Here is a 13,506-nt window from a genome sequence, read left to right as displayed (position 1 = left end):
AGCATTCGCTTTATCAAGCGTCAACTGGAGAATGAGGGGGCGAAAGAGGACGAGCCCCGGCGGACGCGTAACCATACGGGGTCCGGCATCGTTTCTCACGGTGACCGGACGGCTACCCTGACGATCCTCCGTGATTCAACCGCCGGTAGGATCCCCTCATGGAGACCGAGACCGCCGAGCACGTCACGACCTGGCTCAACGAGGATGAGCAGCGAGCCTGGCGCATCCACCTCGACGTCAGCCGCCTGCTGATGTACCAACTCGAACGCGACCTGCAGCCCTTCGGGCTGACCAACAACGACTACGAGATCCTGGTCAACCTCTCCGAGGCCGACGGGCACCGGATGCGGATGAGCGATCTGGCCCGGTCCACCCTGCAGTCCAAGAGCCGGCTCTCGCACCAGATCACCCGCATGGAGGCCGCGGGCCTGGTCCGCCGGGAGAACTGCGAGGAGGACCGCCGCGGGCTGTACGCGGTCCTCACCGAGCAGGGGTGGGAGATGATGCGCGAGGTCGCCCCGCAGCACGTCGCCTCGGTGCGCCGGCACTTCATCGACCTGATCTCCACCGATGACCTGGACGCCTACCACCAGGCCCTGCTTCCGGTGGCCCAGCACCTGCGCGAGGCCCGCAGCCGCGGCTGAACCGCCGCCGCGGACCCCCGCCCGGGCCCGGGGACACCGGGCCCGGCGGTTCCGCGCGGGCTCAGGCCCGGGTCAGCCCGGCGACCAGTTCGTCGGCCGCCGCGTAGGGGTCCAGCGTGCCCTCGGTGACCCGGGTGGCCAGGGCCGCCAGGTGCTGGTCGCCGCGCAGGTCGCCGATCCGGGCGCGCAGGGCGGTCAGCGCGATGGTCTCGATCTCGCCCGCCGCGCGCCGGGCCCGGCGTTCGGCGAGCTCACCGCCCGCCTCCATCCACGCGCGGTGCTTCTCCAGCGCCTCGACCAGTTCGTCGATGCCCTCCGCGCGGGCCGCCACCGTCTTGACGATCGGCGGCCGCCAGTCCCCGGGGGCGCGGGACTCCCCCAGGCCGAGCATGTGGTTGAGCTCGCGGGCGGTGGCGTCCGCGCCGTCCCGGTCGGCCTTGTTCACCACGTAGACGTCGCCGATCTCCAGGATGCCCGCCTTGGCGGCCTGGATGCCGTCGCCCATGCCGGGGGCGAGCAGCACCACCGAGGTGTCGGCCTGCGCGGCGATCTCGACCTCGGACTGCCCGACGCCGACCGTCTCGACCAGGATCACCTCGCAGCCCGCGGCGTCCAGCACGCGGATGGCCTGCGGGGCGGCCCAGGCCAAGCCCCCGAGGTGACCGCGGGTGGCCATCGAGCGGATGTAGACGCCCGGGTCGGAGGCGTGCTCGGACATCCGCACCCGGTCGCCCAGCAGGGCGCCGCCGGAGAACGGCGAGGAAGGGTCGACGGCCAGCACCCCGACCCTGCGTCCCGCCTTGCGGTAGGCGGTGACCAGGGCCGAGGTGGAGGTGGACTTGCCGACGCCGGGCGACCCGGTCAGGCCCACGACGTAGGCGCCGCCGGTCAGCGGCGCCAGCGCGGCCATCACCTCGCGGAGCTGCGGGGAAGCCCCCTCGACCAGCGAGATCAGCCGCGCCACCGCCCGCGGGCGCCCTTCACGCGCGTCCTTGACCAGCGCCCCGACGTCGACCATCGACCGACACTCCGTTTCCGTGTTCCGGGCGCCTGCGGCGCCCGGGCTGTCCTTGCTGTCCGGCCTGCTTGCCCGGGCCGTCCGACCTGCTTGCCCAGGCCGTCCGGCCTGCTTGCCCAGGCCGTCCGGCCTGCTTGCCCGGGCCGTCCGGCCTGCTTGCCCGGGCCGTCCGGCCTACTTGCCCGGGACGTGGAGGATCAGGGCGTCGCCCTGGCCGCCGCCGCCGCACAGCGCGGCCGCGCCGGTGCCGCCGCCACGGCGCTTCAGCTCCAGCGCCAGGTGCAGCACGATACGGGCTCCGGACATGCCGATCGGGTGGCCCAGGGCGATGGCGCCGCCGTTGACGTTCACCTTTTCGGCGGTGACGCCCAGGTCCTTCATCGACTGCACGGCGACCGCGGCGAACGCCTCGTTGATCTCGATCAGGTCGAGGTCGCCGACGGTCAGCCCGGCCTTGCCCAGGGCGTGCCGGATCGCGTTGGACGGCTGGGACTGCAGGGAGTTGTCCGGGCCCGCCACGTTGCCGTGCGCGCCGATCTCCGCGATCCACTCCAGGCCGAGCTCCTCCGCCCTGGCCTTGCTCATCACCACGACGGCGGCGGCGCCGTCGGAGATCTGCGAGGCGGTGCCCGCGGTGATCGTGCCGTTCCCCGAGGCGTCGGGGAAGGCCGGGCGGAGCTTGCCCAGGCTCTCGGCGGTGGTCTCCGGGCGGATGCCCTCGTCCTGGCTGACGAGCACCGGCTCGCCCTTGCGCTGCGGGATCTCCACCGGGACGATCTCCGCCTCGAACAGGCCGTTCTTCTGGGCGGCGGCGGCCCGCTGGTGGGACAGCGCGCCGAAGGCGTCCTGCGGGGCGCGCTCGATGCCCAGCCGGGTGTTGTGCTTCTCGGTGGACTCGCCCATCGCGATGTTCTCGAACGCGTCGGTGAGCCCGTCGTGCGCCATCGCGTCGAGCATCTGGATGGCGCCGTACTTGTGCCCCTCACGGGACTTGGGCAGCAGGTGCGGGGCGTTCGTCATGGACTCCTGGCCGCCGGCCACCACCACGTCGAACTCGCCCGCCCGGATGAGCTGGTCGGCCAGCGCGATGGCGTCCAGGCCGGACAGGCACACCTTGTTGACGGTGAGCGCGGGGACGCTCATCGGGATGCCGGCCTTGACCGCGGCCTGCCGGGCGGGGATCTGCCCGGCGCCGGCCTGCAGCACCTGGCCCATGATCACGTACTGCACCTGGTCGCCGGAGATGCCGGCGCGGTCGAGAGCGGCCTTGATGGCGATTCCGCCGAGGTCCGCGCCGGAGAAGCTGCGCAGACCGCCGAGCAGTCGGCCCATCGGGGTGCGGGCGCCTGCGACGATCACGGACGTGCGTGGTGCCTGGCTGGTCATGGTGCGGCCCCTTCGAGCGAAGAGAGGATGTTAACGAGGGTTATCTTCAAATGTACTGAGGGGTAGCGGCCACGGTCATCGGGCATACCGTGTGATGGCGCGCACGTTGCGTGACCACATGGTCCTGGGATGCACTATGTGCATGCTGACTCGTATCGACCACATCGGGATCGCCTGCTTCGACCTCGACGCGACCGTCGAGTTCTACCGCGCCACCTACGGCTTCGAGGTGGCGCACACGGAGATCAACGAGGAGCAGGGCGTGCGTGAGGCCATGCTCAGGATCAACGGGACCTCCGACGGCGGCGCCTCCTACCTGCAGCTTCTGGAACCCACCCGCGAGGACTCGGCCGTCGGCAAGTGGCTGGCGAAGAACGGCGAGGGGGTCCACCACATCGCCTTCGGCACCGCCGACGTGGACACCGACTCCGAGGCCATCAGGGACAAGGGCGTCCGGGTTCTCTACGACGCCCCGAGGACCGGTTCGATGGGCTCCCGCATCACGTTTCTGCACCCCAAGGACTGTCACGGGGTCCTCACCGAGATCGTGACCTCCGCCGCGGCCTCCGAGGACCACTGACCCAACGCCCGCCACGGCCGGTAGAGTGGCCGCGTCCGAGGTGCGGGCTGCCGACAGCGGTCTCCCGTTCCCCGATGTTGATCTGACACCATTCCCCGTATGTCTCCGTCCACCGACGGAGTGACGGAGAATCTCACCCGGTGGGCGGGTGAGGACACCAGGAGACCGATGGGACCGCGGAGTGCGGGGCAACGACAGCTACCGGGCTGACGACCACCTCTCCCTGCTCGAAGCCGAGATGGAACGGCTGCGCACCGAGCGGGGCAAGGCCGTCGACCATGCCGACGACCTCGGATACCAGGTCGAGGTACTGCGCGCCAAGCTGCACGAGGCGCGGCGCGCCCTGGCCACCCGTCCTTCCTACGACAACATCGGCCATCAGGCCGACCAGTTGCTCCGCAACGCCCAGATCCAGGCCGACCAGCTGCGCGCCGACGCCGAGCGCGAGCTGCGCGAGGCGCGGGCCCAGACGCAGCGACTGCTCCAGGAGCAGGCCGAGCACCAGGCCCGCTTCGAGTCCGAGTGGCACAACGAGGCGATCACCCGCCGCCGCCAGCTCGACGAGGAGCTCGCCGAGCGCCGCCGCAACGTCGAGAACCACGTCAACGAGAACGTCGCCTGGGCCGAGCAGCTGCGGGCCCGCAGCGAGGCCCAGGCCCGCCGCCTGCTGGACGAGACCCGGGCCGAGACCGAGCAGGCGCTGGCCGCCGCACGGGCCGAGGCCGAACGGGTGGCCGACCAGACCACCCAGCGGCTCACCGCCGAGGCCCAGGCCGCCCGCGCCGAGGCCGAGCAGCTGCTGCGCCGGGCCAGGACCGACGCCGAGCGGCTGCTGACCGCCGCCTCCACGCAGGCCACCGAGGCCACCACCGAGGCGGAGGCGCTGCGCACCTCCACCCGCAGCGAGTCCGACGAGGCCCGCACCAGGGCCGCCGAGCTCTCCCGCCAGGCCGAGGAGCGGCTGCGCGAGGCCGACGAGGCGCTGCGCACCGCGCGGGCCGAGGCGGACCGGCTGCGCGAGGAGGCCGCGGCGGCCGCCGCCAAGCGGCTGGCGGCCACCGAGACCGAGAACGAGCAGCGCACCAGGACCGCCCGCGCCGAGATCGCCCGCATGGTCGCCGAGGCCACCAAGGAGGCGGAGACCGCCAAGGCCGAGGCCGAGCAGGTCGTCTCCGACGCCAAGGCGGACGCCGAGCGGATCCGCAGCGAGGCCCAGGAGACCGCGCGCGCCCAGGCCACCGAGGACGCGGCCGCGCAGCTCGCGCAGGCCGCCCGGTCGGCCGAGGAGATCCTCACCAAGGCGTCGCAGGACGCGCAGTCGACCACCAAGGCCGCGGCCGACGAGGCCGAGCGGATCCGCCGCGAGGCGGACACGGAGGCCGACCGGCTGCGCGCGGAGGCCGAGGAGTCCGCGCAGGAGCTGCGCGGCGCGGCCCAGGACGACACCAAGGAGTACCGGGCCAGGACCGTCGAGCTGCAGGAGGAGGCGCGCCGGCTGCGCGGCGAGGCCGAGCAGCTTCGGGCCGACGCGGTCGCCGAGGGCGAGCGGATCCGCGGCGAGGCCCGCCGCGAGGCCGTCCAGCAGATCGAGGAGGCCGCGAACAAGGCCGAGGAGCTGCTGGCCCGGGCGAAGGCCGACGGCGAGGAGGCCCGGCAGAACGCGACCGCCGAGGCCGAGCGGCTGCGCGCGGAGTCCCTGGAGCGGGCGTCGGCGCTGCAGGTCAAGGCCGAGGAGGCGCTGCGCACGGCCCGTGCGGAGGCCGAGGAGCTGCGGGCCGAGGCCGAGCGCCAGGGCGCCGCGCTGCGCGAGGAGGCCGAGCGGGCCGCCGCCGAGCAGCGCGCCGAGGGCGAGACCATCGTCCACCGCATGCGCGAGGAGGCCGAGGCCGACCTGGCCCGGCTGCGCGAGGAGGCCGAGGCCCGGCTGACCTCCGCCGAGCAGGGGCTGCGCGAGGCCAACGCCGAGGCGGACCGGATCCGCGGCGAGGCCGCGGAGGAGGCCGAGCGGCTGCGTCAGGAGACCGCCGAGCGCGTCCGGACCCTGCAGGAGCAGGCCGAGGCGGAGGCCATGCGGCTGCGGGACGAGGCGGCCGCCGACGCCGCGCAGTCCCGCGCCGAGGGCGAGGCCGTCGCGGTGCGGCTGCAGGCCGAGGCGACCGCCGAGGCCGAGCAGCGCAGGACCGAGGCCCAGGAGACCGCGGACCGGCTGCGGGCCGAGGCCGCGGCCGCCGCCGAGCGCACCGGCCTGGAGGCCGCGGAGGCGCTGGGCGCCGCGCAGGACGAGGCGGCCCGCCGCCGGCGCGAGGCCGAGGAGCTGCTGGAGGCGGCCCGGGCCGAGGCCGGGCAGGAGCGGGCGCAGGCCCACCGGGAGAGCGAGGAGCTGCTGGCCACCGCCCGCAAGCGGGTGGAGGACGCGGCGGCCGAGGCCGACCGGCTGGTCGCCGAGGCCGAGCAGCGGTCCGGCGAGCTGGTGGGCGCCGCCGAGACCACCGCGCAGCAGGTGCGGGACTCCGTCGGGACCCTGCACCAGGAGGCCGAGGAGGAGATCACCGGGCTGCGCGCGGCCGCCGAGCACGCGGCGCAGCAGTTGCGCGGCGACGCCCAGGGCGAGGCCGACCGGCTGCACGCCGACGCCAACGCCGAGCGGGAGCGGGCCGCCGAGGACGCCTCGCGCATGCGCCGGGAGGCGCAGGAGGAGGCCGAGGCGGCGCGGCAGCTCGCCGACCGCACGGTCAGCGAGGCGATCGAGGAGTCCGACCGGCTGCGCGGGGAGGCCCGCGAGGACGCCAACCGGATGCGCACCGACGCGGCGTCGCAGGCCGACCTGCTGGTGTCCAAGGCCCGCGAGGAGGCGGAGCGGCTGGGCGCGATGGCCAGGGAGGCGCTGGACTCCGCCGAGCGCGACGCCGAGCAGACCCGCACCGACTCGCAGCGCATCCTGGACGAGGCCCGCGAGGCGGCGAACAAGCGCCGCAGCGAGGCCGCGGAGCAGGCCGACGAGCTCATCGCCAAGGCGCAGGCGGAGGCGGTGAAGACCGGCGCGGCCGCCGAGGAGCAGGCCGACACGATGGTCGGCGCGGCCCGCGCCGAGGCCGAACGGATCGTCACCGAGGCCACCACGGAGGGCAATCGCTACGTCGAGCGGTCCCGCAACGACGCCGACACCATGCTCGCCGAGGCCCGCGCCGACGCGACGGCGACCCGGGAGCGGACCGACGACCTGCGCCGGCGCGTCGAGTCGGAGGTCGAGGAACTGCACGAGCGGGCCCGCAAGGAGGCCGCGGAGGCGATGAAGTCCGTCGGCGAGCGGGTGGACAAGCTGGTGGCCGCGGCCACCGAACAGCTCGCCGAGGCGGAGGCGAAGGCCGAGGAGATCAAGACCACGGCCACGTCCGAGGCGAGTAAGGTCAGGATCGCCGCCGTGAAGAAGGCCGAGGGCCTGCTCAAGGAGGCCGAGCTGAAGAAGAGCGAGGCCGAGCGCGAGGCGGAGCGCGTCAAGGCGGAGGCGCGCGCCGAGGCCGAGCGCATCGTCACCCAGGGCAAACGCGAGTTGGAGACGCTGATGCGCCGCCGTGAGGACATCAACGCGGAGATCTCCCGCGTCCAGGACGTGCTCGAGGCACTGGAGTCGTTCGAGGCGCCCGGCGGCGGTGGCGGGGGGAAGAGTACCGTCGCTGCCGGAGCGGCCGCGGGAGCCGCCCGAACGGGTGGCAAGCGTAACGAGGATGCTCCACTCGATTGAGCGGACATTCTCCATACCGAAACCGTAATGGCTCGGTGACACGCCGCCAGGCCCCATAGGATTCCCTCTATCACCTCACCGGTCTGAATCGACAGGAACCCCATGAGCGACACTTCCTCCCCCTTCGGCTTCGAGCTCGTGCGGCGCGGATACGACCGCGGACAGGTGGACGACCGCATCACCAAGCTCGTCGCCGACCGTGACAGCGCGTTGACCCGGATCACCGCGCTGGAGAAGCGCATCGAGGAACTGCACCTCGAAACCCAGAACGCCCAGGCTCAGGTGAACGACTCGGAGCCGTCCTACGCCGGCCTCGGCGCCCGCGTGGAGAAGATCCTCCGCCTCGCCGAGGAGGAGGCGAAGGATCTGCGCGAGGAGGCCCGCCGAGCCGCGGAGCAGCACCGCGAGCTGGCCGAGTCGGCCGCCTCCCAGGTGCGCAGCGACGCGGAGACCTACGCCTCGGACCGCAAGGCCAAGGCCGAGGACGAGGGTGCGCGGATCGTCGAGAAGGCGCAGGGGGACGCCACTCAGCTCCGTGCCGACGCGCAGAAGGACGCGGCCGCCAAGCGCGAGGAGGCCGACGCGCTGTTCGAGGAGACCCGCGCCAAGGCCGCCCAGGCCGCCGCGGACTTCGAGACCAACCTGGCCAAGCGGCGTGAGCAGTCCGAGCGCGACCTGGCGTCGCGCCAGGCCAAGGCCGAGAAGCGGCTGGCGGAGATCGAGCACCGCGCCGAGCAGCTCCGCCTGGAGGCCGAGAAGCTGCGCACCGACGCCGAGCGCCGCGCCCGCCAGACGGTGGAGACCGCGCAGCGTCAGTCCGAGGACATCGTCGCGGACGCGAACGCCAAGGCCGACCGGATCCGCAGCGAGTCCGAGCGCGAGCTGGCGGCGCTCACCAACCGCCGCGACAGCATCAACGCGCAGCTGACCAACGTCCGCGAGATGCTGGCCACGCTGACCGGTGCCGCCGTCGCCGCCGCCGGCGCCCCCGCCGACGAGGAGCCGCTGTCGCGCAGCGTCCCCGCCCAGCAGTCCCGCTGAGGCCGGCCGCGCCCCGGCGCGGTTCTTCACCTTCCTTTCGCCGGAACCCCCGTCCCTCCTCGGGCGGGGGTTCCGTCTTGCTTGCTAGCCTCGCCCCCATGATTGAGTTGCAGGGGCTCACCAAGCGGTACGGGGACAAGACCGCCGTCGACCATCTGACGTTCACCGTGCGCCCCGGCGTGGTGACGGGCTTCCTCGGGCCGAACGGCGCGGGCAAGTCGACCACCATGCGCATGGTCCTCGGCCTGGACGCGCCCAGCAGCGGCGACGTCCGGATCGACGGCCGGCGCTACGCACAGCTCAGCGAGCCGCTGAAGTACATCGGGGCGCTGCTCGACGCCAAGGACGTGCACGGCGGGCGGACCGCCTACAACCACCTGCTGTGCCTCGCGCAGTCCAACCGGATCCCCCGGCACCGGGTCGACGAGGTGCTGGAGACGGTGGGCCTGACGGCCGTGGCCAAAAAGCGCTCCAAGGGCTTCTCGCTCGGCATGGGCCAGCGGCTGGGCATCGCGGCCGCGCTGCTCGGCGACCCCGAGATCCTGATGTTCGACGAGCCGGTCAACGGACTCGACCCCGAGGGCATCCACTGGATCCGGAACCTGATGAAGGGCCTGGCGGCGCAGGGCCGGACGGTCTTCGTCTCCAGCCACCTGATGAGCGAGATGGCACTCACCGCCGAGCACCTCATCGTCATCGGCCGGGGCCGGCTGCTCGCCGACACCTCGATGGCCGACTTCATCCAGCAGAACTCCCGCTCCTACGTGCGGCTGCGCACCCCGCAGCCCGAGCGGCTGCAGGACATCCTGACGGCGGCGGGCCACACCGTGGTGTCCACGGCCGACGGGTCGTTCGAGATCCAGGACGGGGACGCGGCCGAACTCGGCACGCTGGCCGCACAGCACCAGGTGGTGCTGCACGAACTGAGCCCGCAGCGGGCATCGTTGGAGGAAGCATTCATGCGGTTGACCGCGGAGGCCGTGGAGTACCACGCCGGCGGCCCGACGGGGTTCGGCCCCGCGGGCACGGGGGCGCTGCCGCAGGACGTGCCCGCGGGGCAGGCTCCGGGCCAGGAGCAGGCGCCGGCACCGGAGTGGGGCGCGCAGTGGCGCAACCCCGGCTCCCGGAAGGGGCGCTGACATGGCGAACCCCTCGGCCGTCCTGCAGTCGGAGTGGACGAAGATCCGCTCGGTCCGGTCCACGGTGTGGACGCTGGCCCTGGCGCTGATCGTGACCGTCGGACTGGGCGCGGTGATCTGCGCGGTCATCAACGGGACATGGAACGACCGGTCGCCGCTGGACCAGGCGACGTTCGACGCCACGGCGGCGTCCTTCAGCGCGATCGTGCTCGGCCAACTGGCCCTCATCGTCTTCGGCGTGCTGATCATCTCCAGCGAGTACAGCACCGGGATGATCCGCACCTCGCTGGCCGCGGTGCCGCAGCGCGGCTCCTTCTACGGCGCGAAGATCGCGGTCGCCGGAGGCCTGGCCTTCGTCGTGTCGATGGTCACCAGCTTCCTGTCCTTCTTCGTCGGCCAGGTGCTGCTCGGCTCGCACCGGACGTCGATCGGCGACCCGGGCGTCCTGCGCGCGGTGTTCGGCGCCGGCCTCTACATGACGCTGCTGGTGCTGTTCTGCGTCGGCGTCGCGGGGATGCTGCGCAGCCCGATGCTCGGCATGTCGATCCTGATGCCGTTCTTCTTCCTGGTCACCCCGATCCTGTCGGTGGTGCCCAAGGCGAAGGACGTCGCGCGGTACTTCCCGGACCGGGCCGGGCAGAAGATCATCCAGGTCGTGCAGACCCCGGACAACCACACCTCGTACGGACCGTGGGGCGGCATCCTCATCATGGCGCTGTGGGTCGCGGCGTCACTCCTCGGCGGCTACCTGGTGCTCAAGAAGCGCGACGCGTGAGCACGCGGACGACGCCCGCGTGACGGGCTGCCGCGGTCAGTAGCGCGGCGCGTTCCGGGACCGCTGCACCTTGCTGGTGCGGCGGTCCCGCGCGTTCCAGCAGGCGCGGTGCCAGTGCCGCCGGTCGTCCACTCCCCCGTGCTCGCGCCAGGCCACGACATGGCCGACGCCGGGCGGGATCTCCTGGTCGCAGCCCGGGCAGCGGTAGTGCTTGGCGCCCGCGGCGCCGGCGACCTGGCGCACGATCCACTCCTCGCCCTGCCACGGCTGGGTGGCCTGGTAGCCGCCGCCCGCCTCGCGCTCGTCGTCGTCCCGGGCGCCGGCCGGCTTGTTCGGGCGGTTGCGTCGCGGCGACACGGTCACCTCACGGGCTGTTCGGACTACGGGGAGTGCCCCTCAAGACTACGCGCCGGGCTCTGCTCCGCCGAACCACGACGTACGGCGGAGCAGAGCCGGACATCTGCCGACAATCATGAAAACGTCGGTGCAAGCCGTGCCTTTGGCACGTGCCAACCGTTAGACCGGGCAGGAGGGAGTGAGCGATGCGTGTGGGAACCTTCGTCCTCGCGGCCCAGTTCCCCGGACAGGGCCAGGGCGAGGCACTGAACCGGGCGATATCCGGCGCCGACGCCGCGGAGGCCGCCGGGCTGGACGCGGTCTGGCTGGCCGAGCACCACTTCGTGCCGTACGGGGTGTGCCCGTCCGCCGTCACCCTCGCCGGGGTGCTGCTCGGGCGGACGTCCCGGATCGGCGTCGGCACCGCGGTGAGCGTGCTGCCGACCGCGCACCCGGTCGCGCTGGGCGAGCAGGCGGCGCTGCTGCACCTGGCCTCGGGCGGCCGCTTCACGCTCGGCGTGGGCCGCGGCGGCCCCTGGGTGGACCTGACGGTCTTCGGCGCCGGGATCGAGGCGTTCGAAGGCGGCTTCCCGGAGTCGCTGGACCTGCTGCTGCGCTGGCTGCGCGAACCCGCGGTGGGGGCGGACGGCCCCCGCTACCGCTTCCCCGAGGTGCCGGTGGTCCCGCGGCCCGACGAACTCGACGACGGCGGGCCCCCCGTGGTGGTGGCGTGCACCTCCCCCGGCACGGTCCGGCTGGCCGCGGAACGCGCGCTGCCGATGATGCTGGGCATGCACTGCGGTGACGAGGACAAGGCCGGCATGGTCACGCTGTGGCGGCACACGGCGCTCGCCGCCGGACACTCCCGGGAGACCGTGGAGCGCGCCGCCGCCGGACACGTCTCAGCCGGGGTGGTGCAGGTCGCCGACACCCGGCAGGACGCGGTGGAGACCCTGCTGAAGTCCATGCCGGGCTGGCTGCAGCAGGGCCTCGCCGCGCACCGCACCCACGACGGCAACCCGCGGGCGATGCGCGACCCGCGGGCCTACACCGAACTGCTTTGCGCGCTCCACCCGGTGGGGCCCCCGCGGCTGTGCGCCGACCGGCTCGCGGCGACGGCGGAGGCCACCGGCATCACCCGCTTCGCGCTGCTCGCCGAGGGCTCGGGCGACCTGGACGCCACGGTGGCGAACGTCGCCCGACTGGGGGGTGACGTACTCCCGGAACTGGCCTGAATGCGCGGGTGTCGCGGTCCGTCACGGGAGTACGCCGGGAGGCCCGGGGCGTCAGTCGCCCCAAGTCGGCTCAGCAGTCCCGGAGTTCAGGGGACTGGTTGAGGAGCTGGGAGCGGATGGACGTGAAGCGGCCGTAGGTGGCGTCGACTGCCGGGTCCAGCGGGAAGACCGCCACACGGTGGCAGTTCTGGAAGGCGAGCCGCACCCCGAAGTGCCGCTGCAGGGCACCTCGTATCGCGTCGCTCGCGAGTGCGCGGAGCAGCTGCCCGCGCTCCTTCTCGCTCGGCGGCGGAACCTGGTTGTCGGCGAATTCCCCCCCGTCAACCTTGAGTTGCGCCACCAGCGAGCTGATCATCTCCCAGGCGTACGGGAGGGACGTCCGGACGCAGTCGACGAATTCCTGCTCGTCGACCTCGCCTCGCTCGGCCTGCTCGAGAAGGGCCGGTGAGACGTCGAGCGACATGGGTACTCCTCTCGTGACCCCGGAGCGCGACGGGGTCGAACCGACGGATGACCCCGGAGGAGGCGGCCATGGGGACGCACGCCGGATCCGGGCTTCAACCGTAGGCGTCCCGCGCGCGGCCGCACCAGGCGGCGACGCCCACAACCAGCCAATTTTCCTGTCCCGGGCGGAGTTGGCCGGACTTGACGGCATTGGGCCCCGACGTCCGGCGAGGAGGCCGGTTCCTGCTAGCGTTGCGCACCATGCGTCTCGTGATCGCCCGCTGCTCCGTCGACTACGCGGGCCGGCTCTCCGCCCATCTGCCCTCGGCCACCCGGCTGCTGCTGATCAAGGCGGACGGCAGCCTCTCCGTCCACGCGGACGACCGCGCGTACAAGCCGCTCAACTGGATGTCGCCGCCGTGCTCGCTCAAGGAGGCCGAGGACGGCATCTGGACGGTCACCAACAAGGCGGGCGAGCAGCTGATCATCTCCATCGAGGAGATACTGCACGACTCCACCCACGAGCTGGGCGTCGACCCGGGGCTCATCAAGGACGGCGTCGAGGCGCACCTCCAGGAGCTGCTGGCCGACCGCATGGAGGTGCTGGGCGAGGGCTGGACCCTCATCCGGCGTGAGTACCCGACGGCCATCGGGCCGGTCGACATCCTGTGCAGGGACGCGTCCGGGACGACGGTGGCGATCGAGATCAAGCGGCGCGGTGAGATCGACGGGGTGGAGCAGCTCACCCGGTACCTCGAACTCCTCAACCGCGACCCGCATCTCACCCCGGTGAAGGGCGTGTTCGCCGCGCAGGAGATCAAGCCGCAGGCGCGGGTGCTCGCGACGGACCGCGGCATCGACTGCGTCACGCTGGACTACGACGCGCTGCGCGGCATCGAGGACGACAAGCTCCGCCTCTTCTGACCCCTCTCGGGGCCCACCTCCGCGTGGCGGCTCCCGCCGGGTGTGCCTGATTTCGGCCCCCGGGTGCGCCGTACGGCCTCCGGGCTGCCCCTCGTGCGTCGCCGCCCACATGCCGGCGGTGGCTGTCCGCGCTGGGCGCCCCCCCCCCCGGCGAAGCCTGGGGGACCTCGCGCCCCTCAGGGTTCGGCTCGTCGCCGAGGTGCGCCCCCTCAGGGGCGCGGGGTCCCCCGACCTCCGGCCTG

General features: G+C 73.0%; 12 protein-coding genes. 8 read left to right on the top strand and 4 right to left on the bottom strand.

Annotated features, from left to right (window positions below):
• Positions 1–158: 158 nt before the first annotated feature.
• Complete coding sequence (locus K7862_RS28400) at positions 159–644, top strand: MarR family winged helix-turn-helix transcriptional regulator (protein WP_222967496.1); 486 nt, start codon at positions 159–161, stop codon at positions 642–644.
• A 61-nt stretch (positions 645–705) separates the two neighbouring features.
• Here the strand turns inward: K7862_RS28400 and meaB are convergent, their stop codons facing one another.
• The gene (meaB, locus tag K7862_RS28395) at positions 706–1,662 is read right to left on the bottom strand and encodes a methylmalonyl Co-A mutase-associated GTPase MeaB (protein WP_222967495.1); all 957 of its coding nucleotides are present in this window, start codon (positions 1,660–1,662) and stop codon (positions 706–708) included.
• A 174-nt stretch (positions 1,663–1,836) separates the two neighbouring features.
• Positions 1,837–3,021 (bottom strand): acetyl-CoA C-acetyltransferase, encoded by a 1,185-nt coding sequence (locus K7862_RS28390; RefSeq protein WP_222967536.1) that lies wholly within the window; start codon positions 3,019–3,021, stop codon positions 1,837–1,839.
• A 169-nt stretch (positions 3,022–3,190) separates the two neighbouring features.
• Here K7862_RS28390 and mce point away from each other — a divergent pair, with 169 nt between their 5' ends.
• From mce to K7862_RS28365, 5 genes are all read left to right on the top strand, one after another.
• Positions 3,191–3,628 (top strand): methylmalonyl-CoA epimerase, encoded by a 438-nt coding sequence (gene mce, locus K7862_RS28385; RefSeq protein ID WP_222967494.1) that lies wholly within the window; start codon positions 3,191–3,193, stop codon positions 3,626–3,628.
• A 181-nt stretch (positions 3,629–3,809) separates the two neighbouring features.
• Positions 3,810–7,370, top strand: a complete 3,561-nt coding sequence (scy, locus tag K7862_RS28380; RefSeq protein WP_222967493.1) for a polarized growth protein Scy — start codon at positions 3,810–3,812, stop codon at positions 7,368–7,370.
• A gap of 102 nt (positions 7,371–7,472) precedes the next feature.
• Positions 7,473–8,411 (top strand): coiled-coil domain-containing protein, encoded by a 939-nt coding sequence (locus K7862_RS28375; RefSeq protein ID WP_222967492.1) that lies wholly within the window; start codon positions 7,473–7,475, stop codon positions 8,409–8,411.
• A 98-nt stretch (positions 8,412–8,509) separates the two neighbouring features.
• A complete protein-coding gene (locus K7862_RS28370; protein WP_222967490.1) occupies positions 8,510–9,550 on the top strand; it encodes an ABC transporter ATP-binding protein in 1,041 nt (346 codons plus the stop codon).
• 1 nt (position 9,551) lies between these two features.
• Positions 9,552–10,325, top strand: coding sequence for an ABC transporter permease (locus tag K7862_RS28365; RefSeq protein WP_222967488.1), 774 nt, complete (start codon positions 9,552–9,554; stop codon positions 10,323–10,325).
• Between the two features lie 36 nt (positions 10,326–10,361).
• On the opposite strand, the gene K7862_RS28360 is transcribed toward K7862_RS28365, so the two are convergent.
• Positions 10,362–10,682, bottom strand: a complete 321-nt coding sequence (locus tag K7862_RS28360) for an Rv1322 family protein (protein ID WP_222967487.1) — start codon at positions 10,680–10,682, stop codon at positions 10,362–10,364.
• Between the two features lie 185 nt (positions 10,683–10,867).
• Here K7862_RS28360 and K7862_RS28355 point away from each other — a divergent pair, with 185 nt between their 5' ends.
• Complete coding sequence (locus K7862_RS28355; RefSeq protein ID WP_222967485.1) at positions 10,868–11,896, top strand: LLM class flavin-dependent oxidoreductase; 1,029 nt, start codon at positions 10,868–10,870, stop codon at positions 11,894–11,896.
• Positions 11,897–11,966: 70 nt separating this feature from the next.
• Here the strand turns inward: K7862_RS28355 and K7862_RS28350 are convergent, their stop codons facing one another.
• The gene (locus K7862_RS28350) at positions 11,967–12,359 is read right to left on the bottom strand and encodes an SCO5389 family protein (protein WP_222967483.1); all 393 of its coding nucleotides are present in this window, start codon (positions 12,357–12,359) and stop codon (positions 11,967–11,969) included.
• Positions 12,360–12,601: 242 nt separating this feature from the next.
• Here K7862_RS28350 and nucS point away from each other — a divergent pair, with 242 nt between their 5' ends.
• Positions 12,602–13,264 (top strand): endonuclease NucS, encoded by a 663-nt coding sequence (nucS, locus tag K7862_RS28345; protein ID WP_222967482.1) that lies wholly within the window; start codon positions 12,602–12,604, stop codon positions 13,262–13,264.
• Positions 13,265–13,506: the final 242 nt, after the last annotated feature.

It is taken from the genome of Actinacidiphila acidipaludis (assembly GCF_019890725.1).
GTDB lineage: Bacteria > Actinomycetota > Actinomycetes > Streptomycetales > Streptomycetaceae > Actinacidiphila > Actinacidiphila acidipaludis.
The sequence above is the reverse complement of the archived record's forward strand: the minus strand, read 5'-3'. Positions and strand labels throughout refer to the sequence as shown.